This is a genomic window from Bradyrhizobium oligotrophicum, from assembly GCF_051168495.1.
Taxonomy (GTDB): Bacteria; Pseudomonadota; Alphaproteobacteria; order Rhizobiales; family Xanthobacteraceae; genus Bradyrhizobium; species Bradyrhizobium oligotrophicum_A.
Genome location: NZ_JBNPVB010000031.1, coordinates 1 through 16,815, shown reverse-complemented (window position 1 = coordinate 16,815; position 16,815 = coordinate 1). Strand labels below are relative to the sequence as shown.

The 16,815-nt window shown below is 64.6% G+C and carries 15 protein-coding genes and 1 pseudogene; 5 read left to right on the top strand and 11 right to left on the bottom strand.

Features of this window, described 5'->3' with window-relative positions; all coding sequences use genetic code 11:
• Positions 1-41: 41 nt before the first annotated feature.
• The 4 genes from ACQR1B_RS34190 to ACQR1B_RS34175 form a co-directional block, all read right to left on the bottom strand.
• On the bottom strand, positions 42-971 hold the full coding sequence (locus ACQR1B_RS34190; RefSeq protein ID WP_434837325.1) for an alpha/beta hydrolase: 930 nt from the start codon (positions 969-971) through the stop codon (positions 42-44).
• A 190-nt stretch (positions 972-1,161) separates the two neighbouring features.
• Positions 1,162-1,824, bottom strand: a complete 663-nt coding sequence (gene maiA, locus ACQR1B_RS34185; RefSeq protein WP_434837326.1) for a maleylacetoacetate isomerase — start codon at positions 1,822-1,824, stop codon at positions 1,162-1,164.
• Between the two features lie 180 nt (positions 1,825-2,004).
• Positions 2,005-3,360, bottom strand: a complete 1,356-nt coding sequence (locus ACQR1B_RS34180; RefSeq protein ID WP_434837327.1) for an alpha/beta hydrolase-fold protein — start codon at positions 3,358-3,360, stop codon at positions 2,005-2,007.
• A gap of 214 nt (positions 3,361-3,574) precedes the next feature.
• A complete protein-coding gene (locus tag ACQR1B_RS34175) occupies positions 3,575-3,922 on the bottom strand; it encodes a MerR family transcriptional regulator (protein ID WP_434837328.1) in 348 nt (115 codons plus the stop codon).
• A gap of 83 nt (positions 3,923-4,005) precedes the next feature.
• Between ACQR1B_RS34175 and ACQR1B_RS34170 the strand changes: the two genes are divergently transcribed.
• Positions 4,006-5,016 carry a zinc-dependent alcohol dehydrogenase family protein gene (locus ACQR1B_RS34170; RefSeq protein ID WP_434837329.1) on the top strand — a complete coding sequence of 337 codons (1,011 nt, stop codon included), beginning with the start codon at positions 4,006-4,008 and terminating at the stop codon, positions 5,014-5,016.
• A gap of 259 nt (positions 5,017-5,275) precedes the next feature.
• On the opposite strand, the gene ACQR1B_RS34165 is transcribed toward ACQR1B_RS34170, so the two are convergent.
• From ACQR1B_RS34165 to ACQR1B_RS34155, 3 genes are read right to left on the bottom strand one after another with little or no spacing between them, the layout of a single operon-like run.
• Positions 5,276-5,875, bottom strand: a complete 600-nt coding sequence (locus tag ACQR1B_RS34165) for a hypothetical protein (RefSeq protein ID WP_434837330.1) — start codon at positions 5,873-5,875, stop codon at positions 5,276-5,278.
• Positions 5,876-6,826, bottom strand: a complete 951-nt coding sequence (locus ACQR1B_RS34160; RefSeq protein ID WP_434837331.1) for a hypothetical protein — start codon at positions 6,824-6,826, stop codon at positions 5,876-5,878. It abuts the gene before it with no gap.
• Complete coding sequence (locus ACQR1B_RS34155; RefSeq protein WP_434837332.1) at positions 6,823-7,158, bottom strand: hypothetical protein; 336 nt, start codon at positions 7,156-7,158, stop codon at positions 6,823-6,825. Before ACQR1B_RS34155 ends, ACQR1B_RS34160 begins: the two co-directional genes overlap by 4 nt.
• Before the next feature lie 1,456 nt (positions 7,159-8,614).
• Between ACQR1B_RS34155 and flhA the strand changes: the two genes are divergently transcribed.
• Entirely contained in the window at positions 8,615-10,741 is a 2,127-nt protein-coding gene (gene flhA, locus ACQR1B_RS34150; protein ID WP_434837333.1) for a flagellar biosynthesis protein FlhA, read from the top strand.
• Between the two features lie 371 nt (positions 10,742-11,112).
• A complete protein-coding gene (locus ACQR1B_RS34145; protein WP_434837334.1) occupies positions 11,113-11,313 on the top strand; it encodes a hypothetical protein in 201 nt (66 codons plus the stop codon).
• 130 nt (positions 11,314-11,443) lie between these two features.
• Here ACQR1B_RS34145 and ACQR1B_RS34140 read toward each other — a convergent pair whose 3' ends face one another.
• The 4 genes from ACQR1B_RS34140 to fliI all read right to left on the bottom strand — a co-directional run bounded on the left by ACQR1B_RS34140 (position 11,444) and on the right by fliI (position 15,092).
• Positions 11,444-12,487, bottom strand: a complete 1,044-nt coding sequence (locus tag ACQR1B_RS34140; protein ID WP_434837335.1) for an anti-sigma factor domain-containing protein — start codon at positions 12,485-12,487, stop codon at positions 11,444-11,446.
• Positions 12,488-12,541: 54 nt separating this feature from the next.
• Positions 12,542-13,090: a sigma-70 family RNA polymerase sigma factor gene (locus ACQR1B_RS34135; protein ID WP_434837336.1), complete on the bottom strand. Its 549-nt coding sequence runs from the start codon at positions 13,088-13,090 to the stop codon at positions 12,542-12,544.
• A gap of 150 nt (positions 13,091-13,240) precedes the next feature.
• Positions 13,241-13,660, bottom strand: a complete 420-nt coding sequence (gene fliJ, locus ACQR1B_RS34130; protein WP_008960735.1) for a flagellar export protein FliJ — start codon at positions 13,658-13,660, stop codon at positions 13,241-13,243.
• A 109-nt stretch (positions 13,661-13,769) separates the two neighbouring features.
• Positions 13,770-15,092: a flagellar protein export ATPase FliI gene (fliI, locus tag ACQR1B_RS34125; protein ID WP_434837337.1), complete on the bottom strand. Its 1,323-nt coding sequence runs from the start codon at positions 15,090-15,092 to the stop codon at positions 13,770-13,772.
• A 457-nt stretch (positions 15,093-15,549) separates the two neighbouring features.
• Here fliI and ctrA point away from each other — a divergent pair, with 457 nt between their 5' ends.
• Entirely contained in the window at positions 15,550-16,251 is a 702-nt protein-coding gene (gene ctrA, locus ACQR1B_RS34120) for a response regulator transcription factor CtrA (protein WP_012046382.1), read from the top strand.
• Between the two features lie 249 nt (positions 16,252-16,500).
• Positions 16,501-16,815: pseudogene (locus ACQR1B_RS34115) on the top strand (hypothetical protein); the annotation flags it as partial.

The window sequence follows — 16,815 nt, the reverse complement described above, 5'->3', positions numbered from 1 at the left end:
GAGCCCGGTCGGATTCGGATCGCGTCGACGGCCTTGAGCGGCTATTTCGAGCCGACCTGCCTGCGCAGCCAGGCGTCGACGATCGCGGTTGCGGGATGGCCAGGATCGCCGAGTTCGCGGTTGATCTCCATGTGGCCACGGAGGCCGGTGCCGCCGACGGCTTGGACTTCGGCCGGCGTCCCTGCCTGCATCAGGGCCGCGCCGAGCGCCTCGGACTGCGCCTTGCCGTCGGCGCGATCGACGTGGAGGATCAGGAACGCAGGCGCATTCGGCTTCGCGGCCTGCGAGATCGGCGACAGCGCGCGCTGGCGCACCGGGTCGGTGCCGAACGCCTGCAGATAGGTCTCGCGCATGAAGCGGCCGCTGTCGGCGATCTGACGCGCGACGTCGTAGCAGGCGCCATCCAGCGCGATGATGCCGCTGACGTCGCGCAGCGACAGCCCGGCCGTCGTCAGGTAGCGCGGATCGGTGCCGACCAGCGCGACGAGATGCGCGCCGGCGCTGTGGCCCATCAGGACGATGCGCGCGGGATCGACGCCGAGCCGCCCGGCATGGCCGCGCAGCCACGCGACGGCGGCGGCGACATCGGCCGCCTGCTGCTCCACGGTGGCCGCCGGCACCAGGCGATAGTCGATCGAGGCGAACGCATAGCCCTGCCCGACCAGATGCTCGACCTTCGTCGCCCCGGTCGCATTGCGCTTGTCGCCGCGCTTCCATCCGCCGCCATGCACGAACACGATGAGCGGCGCCGCCTTGCCGCCGCTCGCCCGCCAGAAGTCGAGCGTCTGCAACGGATCCGATCCATAGGGATATTCGGCATCCGCCTTGGGCGCGGCCCGCCCTTCCGCTCCGGTCCCCGCCATCCGCGCCTGCAGCCGCTCCAGCAGCGGCCCGGCGAACGCCGGCGACTGTGCGCCGGCCAGCAGGACCACCAGGCCGCAGGCGAGCCATTTTCGACACGTCCGGCGCATGGCTGAAGCTCCCCTCATGAAACGACGATCGCCGCCCTCGATGTCGTTGATGATAGGGAGGACGGCGCGGCGTTGCAGCAACGGTTACAAAATGTCACGGAGCGCGGCATCTCCGTCGAACTACGGCGACGGAGGAATGGCGGCGCGTCATGGCGCGCACGTGCCGTTCCGTCCTGTTTGCTGTCGTGGCTCAGCTGTTTCGTCGCAACGGCTCCGGCGTATCCGGCTGCGCCAGCGGATGCGCCTGCGCAAACGCCGGCAGCGCCATGGCGGCCTCGAAGATGCGCTTCACGGTTGGGGCCGACGCCAGATCGAGCCCCTTGTTGACGGCGAAGACGGCGTGGCCGACGAGACAGATATCCGCCATGGTCGGCGCGTCGCCATGCGCAAATCGGCCGGTGGAGGGATGACCCGCCACTTGCGCCTCGAACGCCGTCAGCGTCTCGGCCGCCCAGTGGCGCAGCCATGCGCCGCGCGCCGCATCGTCGACATGCAGCACCTCGGTGAGATAGCGCTGCACGCGCGGCGTCGTCAGCGGATGGACGTCACAGGCGATCATGGCCGCGAGCGCCCGCACCCGGGCACGGCCCTTCGCGTCGGCCGGCAGCAGCGCCGGCGTGGGGCAGGCCTCGTCGAGATAGTCGAGGATCGCGAGCGACTGCGTCAGCACCGTGCCGTCGTCGAGCACCAGCGCCGGCAGCGCCATCTGCGGGTTGAGCGCGGCATAGGCGCCGTCGAACTGCTGCCGGCGGTCGAGATCGACCGCGACCAGTTCGTAGGCGATGCCCTTCAGATTGAGCGCGATGCGCACGCGAAAGCTCGCGAGCGATTGCCAGCAGGAATAAAGTTTCATGGGAGCCCCCTCGACGCCCGAAGGTGCCTGCGGCGGCGATCGTGAGCAAGACCTGCTCCGCGCCCGGCGTGAAATCCTGGTCCGCGACGGAAGCGCTCTGCGGCACCTCGTGCTGACGTAGGCCGCGCTCCGGAGCGTCGCGAAAGGCCGGCCGGTCATTCGCCGTCACAACGCGCGCATCTACGGAATCGGATAGCCCTTCCACAGCCATTCCAGCGCGGATGGCAGCGTCTGCGCGATGGTCGGGCGGTCGACATGCTTGGCGTTGCGCGCGAACAGGAACTGGTAGTGATAGCCCTTCTCGGCGAGCACCTTGGCCATCAGCTCGGCCGACAGCGTCCAGTCATGCATGCCGTCGGGGATGGTCGGATTGGGATAGAACAGGTCCTGATCGCCCATCTCGAACCAATAGCGGATCGGCTTTGGCGACGCGCTCGGGATCAGCGGCGCGCCCGGCGGCTCCGACGGCACCAGCGCGCCGTCTTTCACGGTAAGATTCGGGCTGGCGGGTCCGGTCCATGGCGAATGGAATTCCCAGGCGCCGCCGCGCAAGCCGGGATTTTGCGGCCATTGCTGGTTCACCATGGTCGGCGAATAGGCCAGCACGCGGGAGTAGAGATCGGGATTGAACCACGCCATGATGAACGCCGCGGCGCCGCTGGAGCTCAGTCCCATGGTTGCGCGCCCCTCGGGATTCCGGGTCAGCCGGATGCCGACGCGGCTCTCGACCAGCGGCAACACTTCGCGCTGCACGAACTGCGAATAGGTCTCCGACACCGTGTCGTATTCCCGGCCGCGCTGCGCGCCCTGCGCATCCTGTCCGCCATTGCCGATCTGGATCGACAGCATCGGCGGCACGCGCCGCTCATGAATGAGATTGTCGAGGACGGTGTTCATGTCCTTCCAGGCCGCCGATCCGCCGTCGCCCAGCACGATGAAGGGCAGCTCGGCTCCCGGCGCGGTGTTGGCAGGCACATAGACGTCGATCTTGCGGGTCCAGGTGCCCGGATGACTGGTCGTGACGATCATGTTCGATGTGTCGCCCGGCACGGTCGTGGTGATCATGATCGACGAGTTGGTGCAGCCCGCGACGTCGTCGCGGATCAGGCCGGGATTGTAGATCACGCTGTCGCGCGACGACATCGTGAACGAGACGACGGTGCCCTTGGGCACGCCCTCCTTCGCGATCGTCTCGGGCGCGGGCGCGTGGGTCGGACCGATGATGAAATTCCCCTCCGCGCCCGCAGGCGGCAAGGTGCCGTCGGGCAGCTCGGTGGCGCGCGGATAGTTCGGGTTGTTCGGATCACGCGTGGGCGGCTTCGTCGAGAAGTCGAGCCCCGTGGTGTCGATGAAGAACGGCTTGTCCTTGTCGGTGGTGTTGGCGCCGGGCGGCACGGCCATGTTCTGGGTGACGCAGGGCGTCTGTGGCGTTTGTGCTTGCGGCGCCTGCCCTGGCGGCGTTTGCGCTTGGCTGACTGTCGCAAGCGAAGCCGCGGCGATCCATGTCGTCGCAAGGACGGTCAGGGCGCGTGTCATGTTTCTTCCCCGATGGCAGTCTTGTTACGAGCGAGCCTTGGTCGGGAGTATGGAAGGCGGTCGGCGAGCGGTCAATGCGGGGACGCGGGTTCCCGAGATGGAGGGCTCGCGGGCGTGTCGCAGTCCGCGACACCTACGCATCGCCCACGGTTAAGCGTTTGGGCAAAACCGCCGCTAGATCGGTCCACGGCTCCCGGCGTTCGACGTCAGGTGATCAGTTCACGTTCGACAGAAAGCCCGCGAGAATCGTCCGGCTCTGGCTGAGGGCCTCGATCCGTTGATCGATCAGCCCGACCTGCTGGGCGAGTATTCGTCGCAGATTGTCGCATGGCGTGAAAGCTGGCTGGTCGCTCTTCACGCAGGGCAGCAATTGCTGGATGGTGTCCAGCGTCATCCCGGCCGCGCCGAGCAATTTGATCCGCCGCACCGTTTCCTCCTCCGCCGGACCATAGTCGCGATAACCGGCCTCGGTCCGTACAGGCGCCAGCAATCCCTGGCCTTCGTAGTAACGCAGCATCCGGACGCTGACCCCCGTCCGTCGGGAGAGCTCGCCAATCTTCACCTGAAAACCTCTTGACCCTGACAGCGCTGTCAGACCTTACAGAGTCTGCTCATCCAGGTGAATGCCCTTGGGAAGGAGCAACCATGAAAGCCTATCATTTGAATGGCCATGCCGGCGCCGGTCGGCTGGTGCGGGCGGACGTCCGCAAGCCCGAACCCGGCCATGGCGAGGTCCGCATCCGCGTCGAGGCGGCGAGCCTCAACTACCGCGATCTCATGATCCTCGACCGCGCGGGCCAGGGCGGCTTCGACGGCCGCGTTCCGCTCTCCGACGGCGCAGGCGTCATTGATGCCGTGGGCCCCGATGTCGTCCGATGGCAGGTCGGCGACCGGGTCGCCGCGTCGTTCTTTCGCGATTGGATCTCGGGTCCGTTCAAGACCGACTACGTCGCGTCAGCGCTGGGCGGCAGCACGATGGATGGCATGCTGGCGGAGCATGTCGTGCTGCCGGCCACGGCAGTGGTCGCCGTGCCGGAGCACCTGACGTCGATCGAGGCCGCGACCCTGCCCTGCGCCGCCGTCACGGCCTGGCATGGCCTCGTCACGCGCGGCGGAATGAGCCAGGACGACACGCTGCTGGTGCAGGGCACCGGCGGCGTCGCGCTGTTCGGCCTCCAGTTCGCCACCGCGCTGGGCGCGCGTGCGATCGTGATCTCGTCCTCGGACGAGAAACTCGCCCGCGCCCGGGCGTTCGGGGCTGCGATCCTGATCAACTACCGCACCACGCCCGACTGGGACGTCGCCCTGATGACGGCGACCGGCGGCCGAGGCGCCAGTCACATCCTCGAACTCGGCGGCCCCGGCACCTACGACCGATCGATGCGATCGGTCGCCTCGGGTGGCAAGATCATTCAGATCGGCGTCCTGACCGGATTCGGCCCAAAACCCGACCTCGCACGACTGCAGTGGGAGAATGCCGACATCATCGGCGTCACCGTCGGATCGGTCGACCATTTCACCGCCATGAATCGTTTCCTGTCCGACCACGCGATCCACCCGATCATCGACCGAGTGTTCGGCTTCGACGAGGCTACCGAGGCGTATGCCCATCTCCGGTCCGGCTCGCATTTCGGCAAGGTCGTTGTGAGGCTATAAGCATAGGGGGCAGAGGCCGGCATCGTCATGCGGCGGATCGGCTAATCGCGGCCAACGCTGCCGATGCCGCCATCTCAGGACTGCCGCCGGCCTCGCGCATTTAGCAGCAGCTTCACCGCAATCCGATCACCCTGACTACGTGCACAGGTCAGCCGAAGGCTGATGCGAAGGATGATCTTCCGCGCGGGCTGTTTGATTCATACATTCGGCACGCGTGTGGCGGTTCTAGGTTTATGTGTCACGGTCCGATACTGTTACCTTACATGCCGCCGCTAGGCAGCACTGCGGACTGAAAAGATGCGCTAGCCGCCGCGGTCGTGATGCGGAGCTGGCTTATTACTAGCTCCGCTAGGTCGCGGAACCGTATAGCATCGTCATAGGTGAAAATCGTCTGAGGGCTGTGCAGAGCGGAATTTCCCAGAGAGCGAAGGTCATCAAGAATTGCCGATGTGTGATTATCGATCAGCTCGTTCTTTCGAAGCTCACGAACAACATAATTATACGGGCGCTTTTCTGCTTCCATCCCTACGCTTTTTGCGAACTCCCGGACGGTCTGCTCGACCTCAAGTCGATACTCGACAATGGCAGTACGCGGCGACAGCTTTGCGATCTGGTCGAATCTGCCTTCCTCTTCCGGCGTCGGAGGAGCCGCAGCTTCCGGCAGCGGTAAAGACTTGGCCTCTTTCTCGGCCTCATCCAGACGGAACGATGCCTCCCAATCTTTGTGCTTCACCCGCAGGTGCGGGAGCAATGCAGTCAGCCGGTTGCGGAAAATCCAGACACACATGACCAGCGCGGCCGGCCACGCCAACGACGCTATCGCTTTTATGATCTCGGCCGCGAATGCGTATCCGTTCATCTAATCATCCTTTGAGAAAAGATTGCTGCAATAACCGCATAGCGAACTGGATTCGTCGGAAACATTGTTGGGTGTCAGCGACACATGGCATCTGTCGCACTCTTCCAGCGACATGAAGCAGTTTGTGCACTGGTTCTCTTCGTTGAACATGACATACGTCTTGGTCGCGCATTCAGGGCACATGCCAAGGGGGTCCTCGGCGCCGTCTTTCGCGGCTGAATACCTTTCATATTCGAAATGTGCTTCCAGCGCGGTTTCCATCAGCGTGATCGCGTCGATCTTTTCACCACATCGCCGACACTGGGCGTCTGCAAAGCCAGATTCGCTTCTGGTTTGATCTAGGCGATAGACGAGATGCGAGCCGCACTTCGGGCATGGACGGGCAGCCTCGGACAACGCCTGCGACTGCCAATCAACGCCGTCGAACGTCTCCGTGCATTGTTTCAGTTCACGCTCATACAATGCCTTCACATCGAGCATAACCGTCCAACTGTCACCGAGGCACTCAAGAGGGTCCTCATCGATTTCCCTGAAGAGATCAACAACAACGGGAAACGCCTTTGCTATCGCTTCCCGGACCGTTTCGCGGTTGGCCTCTGTATAGAGATGCTCCATGTCGTTTCGGATGCGGCTTAGGTCGTTTAGCGAGGCTTGATCGATTTTGAGGCCGAAGTCCTTGAAGCGTTCGGCAATTCCATGGAAATCAACGGTCCTAGTTCCAGATACAAAGTTGATGCCACCATCCCCGTCGAGAACAGGTTTATAGGTTGCTCCCACCACATCCTTGGGGTTCGCGTTTGGAGCGGCACGAACCAGCACCTCTTTTGCAAGGAGCAGTACGCCCGCATAGAAATTCCTGACTGCCGACAACGGACGCCTTGCGTCATTCGCCTCGTAGTCCTCGATACCAAGCTGTATCGATTGGATGGCGTTGTCGAACAGGGTGTTCATTCGGGGACCTCGCCCTCTTTCGCTTTTGCTAGGTTCTCCCGATAGACCTTGGCCTTCTCTTCCAGTTCAGCCCTAATTTTTCTTGCTGCCGCGCCGCCGTCCATGACCTGCGCTATTTCGACGATGTCGTGCAGATTGAATACGACCACGGCCTCGCTTTTCGCCGTCCTTCCGGGCAGAGCCATAGAATGATCGTAGGTGGTCCCGTTCGAAAACATCCGGGATAGGCGAACGCTACCACCCTTGCGGTACACGGACAGCGAGACGACCTCTCCCTCCTGGTTAATGCCGAGGATGGAGCCGCTGTAGACCTCTGGTTTCGCTTTCGCCATGGAACCTCCCGCGATTTCTCTCTCTCCTTATGCGCGTTTCACTAGCCGCCGCAACCCGGAGACAACCCTAATTAGGCTGACCAAGTATGTCAGACTCCTGTTCCGTTCTTGCCGGTCTGTAATCGGGTGGTTCGGCACCGTCAGGCGCCTGCCGTGCTCTTAGGAAATCGGAGCTAGACATGCGCAAGTCGCACGGCGACAATCGAGGCGAGGCGAGTTGGGCTGCGTTGATCGGCACAACACGAGTTCAGATCTTGCCGAATTTCCTCTTTCATTTTTTCCGAAATCATGTATATCTCTCTCCGTCCTGCTTCCGCCGGAGGGGCGTGTCGCGACCGTCACGAGACGTGGGGAGTGGGATGCGATGGGCGCAGGGAATCGCAGCGTGGCTTCGGGCCGCGCGGACGAACGGTTCGTTGCGCACGGCGAAATCGTGCGGTCCTGACACCCCGACGCTGGTGTCCAGCGCAATGCGCGCAAGCGTGTTGTCGCCATGGTGGCCAACAAGCCCGGTGCACCAGGGAGACCACGTATAAGCCGTTCCAACCGTTGCGCAGGGAAGGCCGGGCGTGTTCGGCCAGACCTGTGGTACCTGCCGCCTGCATTTTTTTCGCAGGCGGGCCACGGGCGCGGCCAGCGCTCGGCCTTCCCTGCGCCCTCCACTATTTTGAGGGCGGACCTGATGCACAGCTCGGGCGCGACGCGCCGCGAGAGGGTGATCGCGCGCGCGACTGACACGCGCTCGAACGAAAGGCGGATCGATGCAGCGGTGCGCGTGCCACCCCCACCCCGCCCGGCGCTTGGCGCCGGTCGACCCTCCCCCCAAGGGCAGGGCGATCGCATATGATCATCAGAGTTTGGCGCTGGTCCATCTCCACAACGTCATGGCCGGGCTTGTCCCGGCCATCCACGTCGTTCGGCATCCTGAGAACCACGTGGATGCCCGGGACAAGCCCGGGCATGACGGAGAACATCATCGGCAGGATCCATCGCCGAGACAGGTCCGCATTTCCATCTGCGATCGCCCTGCCCGCAAAGGGGAGGGTGACGGCGCCGCGCCGCTCTTGCCTTGCCTCCTGTCTTGCCCCCTGCCCAGAGCGGCAGCGAATGAGCAAGCGGCGGCGCGATCTGCCTTCCGTCCCGGCTTCGTCGCCGACCCTATCGCCCGCCCCGCCCATCGGCTTGCCGAGCCGTCGCCCTGCCGTGCGTCAGGATCGCCGCTCGCCCCATTCCGCCCTCCTCGCAACCGTTTGTTAACCGCCGTTAACCGAACGCTAACCATACACCGGGCAAAAATTGCCGGGTTGGAAGTGAGTGTCGTGATCGAGTGCGGATGACGGAGGGAGACCTTTCCGTGGACGCCAGCGCGGTACCTCAGTTTCGGAACGGCGGCCCATCGGCCGCCGCGCAGTCGTTTGGGGCCGGCAAACGCGGCTCGCGGGAAGGGGCGAAAGCCATGGTCGACGTCACGGCGGGTCAGGGGGCCGGATCTCCGGCCGGCGGGTTCTCATTCGGCGACCTCAAGACGGCAGTGCTGCGCGGCGACATCGCGCTGGCGCTCGGCATCCTCACCATCCTGGTAGTGCTGATCCTGCCGCTGCCCTCGCTGGTGCTCGACCTGTTCCTGGCGATCTCGATCACGCTGTCGATCCTGATCCTGATGACCGCTCTGTTCATCCAGACACCGCTGGAATTCTCGTCCTTCCCGACCATCCTGCTGATCTCCACGATGCTGCGGCTGTCGCTCAACCTGGCCTCGACCCGGCTGATCCTGTCGCGCGGCCACGAGGGCACGGATGCCGCCGGCCACGTCATCGAGGCGTTCGGCAATTTCGTGATGAGCGGCAATTTCGTCATCGGCATCATCGTGTTCGCGATCCTGGTGACGGTGAACTTCGTGGTCATCACCAAGGGTTCGGGCCGCATCGCCGAGGTCGCGGCGCGCTTCCATCTGGACTCGATGCCCGGCAAGCAGATGGCGATCGACGCCGACCTCTCCGCCGGCCTGATCGACGAGAAGGTCGCCAAGATCAGGCGCAAGGAGCTGGAGGACGAGAGCGGCTTCTTCGGCGCCATGGACGGCGCCTCGAAATTCGTCCGCGGCGACGCGATCGCAGGCCTGCTCGTCGTCTTCATCAACATCATCGGCGGCATCATCATCGGCGTCGCCCAGCAGGGCCTGGGCTTCGCCGAGGCGGCCCGCTCCTACACCACCTTGACGGTCGGCGACGGCCTCGTCACCCAGGTGCCGGCGCTGATCGTCTCGACCGCCGCGGGCCTGCTGGTCTCCAAGGCCGGCGTCACCGGTGCCGCCGACAAGGCGCTGATCAAGCAGTTCTCAGGCTATCCGCAGGCGCTCGGCATGTCCGCCGCCGTGATGCTGGTGCTGGCGCTGCTGCCGGGCATTCCGACCCTCCCGTTTCTTGCGCTGGGCGGCGGCGCGGCCGCGCTCGCCTTCAAGGCGCGCAGGCAGAAGGACATCGCCAAGGCCGAGGAAGAAGCTGCCGCAGCCGCGCCCGCCGCAGCCGCCAGCGCCGCGGCCGCCGAGGAGCCGATCTCCAACGCGCTCAAGATCGACGATCTCAAGATCGAGCTCGGCTATGCGCTGCTGCCGCTGGTCAACGCCCCCGACGGCACCGACCGGCTGACCGACCAGATCAAGGCGCTCCGGCGGTCGCTGGCGATCGAGATGGGCTTCGTGATGCCGTCGGTGCGCATCCTCGACAACGTCCAACTCGAGGCCAACACCTACATCATCAAGATCAAGGAGGTCGACGCCGGCTCCGGCAAGATCTGGCCGAACCAGTTCATGGTCATGGACCCCGGCGGCAATCAGGTCGCGGTGCCCGGCATCCACACCACCGAACCCACCTTCGGCCTGCCCGCCACCTGGGTCGACGCCGGGCTGAAGGAGGAGGCCACGCTGAAGGGCTACACGGTGGTGGACGCGGCGACCGTGCTGTCGACGCATCTGACCGAATTGCTCAAGGCCAACATGAGCGACCTGCTGTCCTATGGCGAGGTGCAGAAGCTGCTGAAGGAGTTGCCGAAGGAGCAGAGCGAGCTGGTCAAGGACATCGTGCCGACCCAGGTCACGATCTCCGGCATCCAGCGCGTGCTGCAGTTGCTGTTGTCGGAGCGGATCTCGATCCGCGACCTCTCGACCATCCTCGAGGGCGTCGCGGACGCGCTCGCCTTCTCGCGCAATCCGGCCACCATCGTCGAGCACGTCCGCGCCCGCCTCGCCCGCCAGATCTGCGCCCAGAACACCTCGCCGATGGGCTATCTGCCGCTGATCGCGCTGTCGCCGAAATGGGAACAGGCGTTTGCGGAATCGCTGATCGGCCAGGGCGAGGACCGCAGCCTCGCGATGCAGCCGTCGCGGCTGTCGGAGTTCATGACCGCCACCCGCGACGCCTTCGAGCGCGCCGCGCGCGAGGGCGAGTCGCCGGTGCTGGTGACCTCGGCGGCGATCCGGCCGTTCGTGCGCTCGCTGGTCGAGCGCTTCCGCGCCCAGACCACGGTGCTGTCGCAGGCCGAGATCCATCCGCGAGCGCGGCTGAAGACGGTCGGGAGCGTGTGAGGGAGAGCCGTGCGGAACTTGCGAGTCAGTCTGAAGTTCTTGAATGGAGGCCGGCGTCGTCCGCCCGCCTTGCCGCTTTTACCGGCAATCGCGCCTATGCTTTACCGCCACAGGCAAACAATTTCTTAATTTTGCGTTAGGTGGTCGAATTTTCCGCCGCAGACCGAATTCTGCATTAAGCCGCTGATATAAAATGATAAATATCGATTTTGCCGGATCGCGATCGCGAAGCATCACGCCTTATCACACGCTTGTGATGCCATCTACGAAACAGAATCGCGGTTTCCTACGTTACTTAGCGCGAGACGATGAACCGGAACGAGCCCGGCTCACACGAATCAGCGAAGGACGGAAGACGGCAGGAGGCTTCCATGAACCACTCGATTTACAGCGCGGATCGGACAACCCACCTCAAGATCGTGGTGGTTGCGCTCGTGGCTGGCATCGCGGTGGCCGGTCTCGGCATCTCCGCCCGTGTCAATGCGGAGCCGAACTACGCGCAGACCGCAAAGGTCATCAAGGCCGGCAAGCCGGTGGCGGTGACGAGTTCGAACGCATCGCTGGTGCGCTGACAAGAATTCCCGGAATTCACGCGGTTCTCACAGCCCCCCACTGGCCGCGTGGATATGTAGTAGACCCAACCCCAAGTCGACTACCGAAAACGCCCGCTCCCCACGGGCGTTTTCTTTTTTTCCGTTTCGCTCAGCGCGTCGGCGGCACCGTCTCGATCAGCTTGCCGGTAAAAACGATCGGCCCGGTCGCCTGCCCGGTCGGCGAGCCGCCCTCCGGCTCGACGGTGACGGCGTAAGTGGCGCGGCTGACGGTATCGGCGTCATAGGCGGACAGGACGGGACGGCTGGTGAAATCGCTGCCGCCGATCACGCCGAGCGAGCGCGGCTTCTGCAGCGTGTCGGACACCAGCCACAGCTCGAAGCTCTTGCCGGGCTCGGGCGCGGCGCCGACGCGACGCACGGTGTAGCTCTTGCTGGCGGCATCGACCGTGAGAATGAAGGCGGGCGACGCCGCGTCCTTCTGCAGCAGCGCCACGAACTGCGCCGAGGGCTGTGGCGCGGCCGGCACCTTGACCTCGACGGTCTGGATCCGCGGCTTGGGCTGCAGCGGCGGCGGCAGCAGGTCTGGGCGATAGAGCTGGACGCCGACCAGCGCGAGCAGCACGGCGGCGATCGCGGTCATCGCGTTGGCGACCGTGCGCAACTGCCGGACTTTCGACGACAGCCGAACGACATTGGCGTCGTCGCTCGCGATCTCGCGTCCGCCGGACTCGCTACGCATCGGCGTGATGACCGGCGGTGTCTGGGCGGGGCCTTCGAACTCGTGCACTTCGACCGGCGGCGCTTCCACGCCGGGCGTCTCGACCTCACCGACGGCCATGGGCTGCGCGGCATCGGCCGCCACAGACGGAAGCGCAGCAACCGGCGGTTCAGGAGCAGCGTCGGGATCCGTGGGCTCGGCAACGGCTGCAACCTCGGACGGCGCGGCGGCCACATCCGGCTTGGTATTCAACCGCGTGATCTCGGCCTTGATCCGCTCCCACAATTCGGGGCGCGGCTCGACCAGCCCGACCATCTGGTTGAGCGGGCCGAGACGGAATTCCCAGGCCCGAACCAGCGCGGCAAAACCGGCGTCGACGGCCATCATGGTCTCGACCTGCGCACGCTCGGCGGCATCGAGCGTCCCGAGCGCATATTCCGCCGCCAGCGCGATATGGTCTTCGCTATACGCCATCACAGGTCCAGGTCACGTCACCCACAGGGTCGCTTGCCTCGGTCGAACCACACCTCATCCGAGACCGAGACATTGGCGGATGTCCATCATGCTCCGCCTCAGCCAGGTCTTCACCGTATTCACCGGCGCCTCGAACTTGGTCGCCAATTGCTCGCGGCTCCAGCCGTTATAGTAGGCAAGCAGCACGAGCTTCTGGCGGTCGGGCTCGAGCCGGCCGACGCACTCCAAAAGACGCTTGAGCTCCTCCGACATCTCGCGCCGCGCCAGCGGATCGGGCGTTTCGGCCGCGACCTCGAACGCCGAGGGCTCATCCTCCAGAGACAGCTCGCCGCGCTTGCGCACCACGTCGATGGCGCGGTTGCGGGCGATCGCCGCCATCCAGGTAATCGGCGAAGACACCGCCGGATCGAACTGCGCCGCGTTGTTCCAGACCTTCACATAGGTCTCCTGGACGACCTCCTCGGCGAGGTCCTGACGGTGCAAGATACGGAGCACGACGCCGTAGAGTTTCGCGCGCGTCGCCGCGTAGAGGCGCTCGAACGCGGCCTCGTCGCGGTTGGCGACCGCGGCAAGCAACCAGACCAGCTCTGCCGGCGTCAGCATTCAGCGTCCCCAGAAATCGCCCCACTCCCTCGTTCGCGCCCCTCCTCCCGTAGCACAGGTCGCGCGGTGCGCTCCACCCGGGCGGGCGTGACGAAAAACCCGGACCTCGCGGCCCGGGTTTTCGAAAAGCGTCAACCTTGGCGGTCCGGCTCAGGCGATGACGCCGAGCCGGGCCCGCATCAGGCCGATACTGTCCATGTCGGCCTGCTCGCGGGCGCTCTCCTCGGCCTTTTCGCGGGCCTGGTCACGCTCGTCGAGCAGCTCGACCTTCTTCATCTCCTCGAACGCCTCGGACAAGGCGGCCTTGGCGTCCTCGAGCTGGGCACGCAGCTCGTCGGCCGAGCGCGTCAGGTTTTCCCGGCGCTGGATCGCGGCCTTGGCATAGGTCGGGTAGGCAAAATGGGTCGGGTCGTTGATGCCGGCCCGCTCCTGCTCGGTCTGGATTTCCCGCTCGAGTTCGGCCGACATGCGCTGGAAGTCAGCGATCATGCCCTCGATCTGCGTCACCCGGCGGCGTTTCTCATCCACCTGAAATTTCTTCAGACGGATCAGCGTTTCGCGCGACTTCATCGACTCATACTCCCCAGAAGTCCCGTGGACGGCGCGGGACAGGGCCGGCCGCCCTTCCTGGGCTCGCCGACTAGGCTGATTACATGGAGGGGATGATTACCCGACAACGTTAGCTTTCCGTTTCCAAGCGTCCAAGGATCTGCTCCAGTTCCCGATACCCCTGGGCGAGGCCGCAGACCTCGTCCTTGCGCTGGCGCAGGAACGCCTCCAGCGGCTCGTGCAGCCGGATCGCCTCGTCGACCTCGGGGCTGGACCCGGCGCGATAGGCGCCGAGCCGGATCAGTTCCTCCATGTCGGCGTAGGTCGCCATCACCTGGCGCGCCCGCATGATGGTCGGCAGGAACACGGGATCGGCCGATTTCGGCATCGTCCGCGACACCGATTTGAGGATGTTGATCGCCGGATACCGCCCACGTTCGGCGATCGAACGCTGCATCACGACATGGCCGTCGAGAATGCCGCGCACCGCGTCCGCCACCGGCTCGTTGTGATCGTCGCCGTCGACCAGCACCGTAAAGATCCCGGTGATGCTGCCGTCGCCGCTGCCGGGCCCGGCGCGCTCCAGCAGCTTCGGCAGTTCGGTGAACACCGTCGGCGTGTAGCCCTTGGCGGTCGGCGGCTCGCCGGCCGACAGCCCGATCTCGCGCTGCGCCATCGCAAAGCGCGTGACCGAATCCATCAGGCACAGCACGTCCTTGCCCTCGTCGCGGAAGTACTCCGAGATCGCGAGCGTCAGATACGCCGCCTGCCGGCGCATCAGCGCCGGCTCGTCCGAGGTCGCGACCACGACCACCGAACGCGCGAGGCCCTCCTCGCCGAGATCGTCCTGCAGGAACTCCTGCACCTCGCGACCGCGCTCGCCGATCAGGCCGATCACCGAAATGTCCGCATCGACGTTGCGCGCGAGCATCGACAGCAGCACCGATTTGCCGACACCGGAACCGGCGAAGATGCCGAGTCGCTGGCCGCGACAACAGGTGAGAAACGTGTTCAACGAACGAACGCCGAGATCGAGCGGCGCGCCGACCCGCTTGCGCGAATGCGCCGGCGGCGGATTGTTCCGATAGGGAACCGGCGACACGCCCTGCGGCAGCGGTCCCTTGCCGTCGATCGGCTCGCCCATCGCATTGATGACGCGGCCGAGCCAGGCCGGCGACGGCCGCACCTGGTTCGCCGCGTTCGCGATCACCGCGCGGCAGCCGCGGCGCACGCCTTCCAGCCCGGCAAACGGCATCACCACCGCATTCTTGCCGGAGAAGCCGATCACTTCGGCGGGGATGACATTGTTGCCGGTCTCGATCACGATGCGCGCGCCGACCGACATCGCATGGATGGGCCCGGCGATCTCCACCATCAGCCCCTTCACACCGACGACACGGCCATAGGTGTTGACCGCGTCGATGTCGTTGATCTGTTCGGCGAGAGCCTTCATTGTCAGAGGGCCTTCATTGTGAAACGGCCTTCATCGCGAGAACGCCTTGCATTGCGACGGAGCGGTCATTGCGCCAGAGCCTTCATTGCGAAAACCTTAAGTAGGGGCAGATTCGCGCAGGCAGTTTAACTCTGTGTTTACTCGCATCATTAATCATTGCGTCATGGTCTGGAGTGACTGACGGAAGCGCCTTGCCCGCCCTCGAAAAGCGGTGAGATGCGAGAGTCGGTTAGGTCCTTCTCTTCACATGGAGCTTGAACGAGGACGGCTGAGAAAAACTGCTTCATCGCAACACCTTACGGCGATTCGACAAAAATTGCACGGATAGAGCTTGCGGAGGTGAATCAGGATTTGTTAACCATCTCTCGTCAGGATCCGAATCAGTTGTTCAAAGGCGTTTTGAGTGCCGCAATTGCGGCCGACCTGACGCCCGGAGCGGCGACTATGGGGAACTGGCATGCGCGTTTTGCTGATTGAGGATGACAGCGCCGTCGCGCAGTCGATCGAGCTGATGTTGAAGTCCGAAAGCTTCAACGTCTACACGACTGACCTCGGCGAGGAAGGCGTCGACCTCGGCAAGTTGTACGATTACGACATTATCCTGCTCGACCTCAACCTGCCCGACATGTCCGGTTACGACGTGCTCAAGCAGCTCCGCGTCTCGAAGATCAAGACGCCGATCCTCATTCTGTCCGGCCTCGCCGGCATCGAGGACAAGGTCAAGGGCCTCGGCTTCGGCGCCGACGACTACATGACCAAGCCGTTCCACAAGGACGAGCTGATCGCCCGCATCCACGCCATCGTGCGCCGTTCCAAGGGCCACGCGCAGTCGGTCATCCAGACCGGCGACCTCGTCGTCAACCTCGACACCAAGACGGTCGAAGTCGGCGGCCAGCGCGTGCATCTGACCGGCAAGGAATACCAGATGCTGGAGCTGCTCTCGCTCCGCAAGGGCACCACGCTCACCAAGGAGATGTTCCTCAACCATCTCTACGGCGGCATGGACGAGCCTGAGCTGAAGATCATCGACGTCTTCATCTGCAAGCTGCGCAAGAAGCTCGCCAACGCCTCCGAAGGCCGCAACTTCATCGAAACCGTCTGGGGCCGCGGCTACGTGCTGCGCGAGCCGCACGACATGGACGAACGCATCCCCGCCTGATCTTTCACTGGGTCTATAGGCGAGATTCACCGCTTGCCCCTCCCAGACTGGGCCCCGCCGCAAATGGCGGGGTTTTTGTTTGTGGGTGGTGGTTGCTGAGGCGAGTGCCAGCTTGGGGCCGATGGGCGTTGGACACGAGCTCCCTCGCAGCACCCCGCTGCGCTCCCCTCCCCCACGCCGCGCCTGCCCAGCTCAAACTGACGAACACTCCCTCGCCAGCCACCAGGCGAACGCAGGCGCGCCTCGCGCTTGAGCGCCATCGCCGCCATCAAGCTCTCCAAGAAACCGTCATCACACACCTTCGCGATCTCGCGGCGCCCAGCGCCCGAGCTATGTGCCATTCTCACCGCCCTCTTCCAAACTGAGGGCGCAGGGAAGGCCGGGCGCTGGCCGCGCCCGTGGCCCGCCTGCGGAAAAAAAACGCAGGCGGCAGGTACCACAGGTCTGGCCGAAAACGCCCGGCCCTCCCTGCGCGATGGCTTTACGAGTAGAGTCGAGGAAGGGCGCGGTGGCTTGGGCGATGCGGCAACGCCCCGTTTCCCTTCCCCGCTCATCGAACCGGAC